The organism is Xenorhabdus indica, assembly GCF_014467235.1.
GTDB lineage: Bacteria > Pseudomonadota > Gammaproteobacteria > Enterobacterales > Enterobacteriaceae > Xenorhabdus > Xenorhabdus indica.
Genome location: NZ_NKHP01000119.1, coordinates 1 through 481, shown reverse-complemented (window position 1 = coordinate 481; position 481 = coordinate 1). Strand labels below are relative to the sequence as shown.

The window sequence follows — 481 nt, the reverse complement described above, 5'->3', positions numbered from 1 at the left end:
ACTGGGGTTGTTGAGAGACTCTTCAATGACCGCTTTCACTCAGAAAGCCGTGTCACTGAATGTTTCAATTTTTCAGCTTGTTCCAGATTGTTAAAGAGCAAAGATTTCACAATATACCGACAATCCGATACATTCTGAAGTCCCGTGTATACCCAAGAGCAGAAAATGGTGGAGCTAAGCGGGATCGAACCGCTGACCTCCTGCGTGCAAGGCAGGCGCTCTCCCAGCTGAGCTATAGCCCCATGTCTCGTCCGGCATCTGTGCGCGGCCAATTCCCAAAAGAATTGGTAGGCCTGAGTGGACTTGAACCACCGACCTCACCCTTATCAGGGGTGCGCTCTAACCACCTGAGCTACAAGCCTATACCGACACCGTCTCTTGTTTTCATCAGACAATCTGTGTGAACACTCACATTTCACCATCTTCGGTTAAGGAGGTGATCCAACCGCAGGTTCCCCTACGGTTACCTTGTTACGACTTC

2 tRNA genes and 1 rRNA gene are annotated in these 481 nt (G+C 49.9%); all 3 read right to left on the bottom strand.

Going from position 1 to position 481, the window contains the following annotated elements:
* Positions 1–166: 166 nt before the first annotated feature.
* Positions 167–242, bottom strand: a tRNA-Ala gene (locus Xind_RS19780).
* 43 nt (positions 243–285) lie between these two features.
* Positions 286–362 (bottom strand) — tRNA-Ile (locus tag Xind_RS19775).
* 67 nt (positions 363–429) lie between these two features.
* Positions 430–481: ribosomal RNA gene (locus Xind_RS20745) — 16S ribosomal RNA — on the bottom strand; the annotation flags it as partial.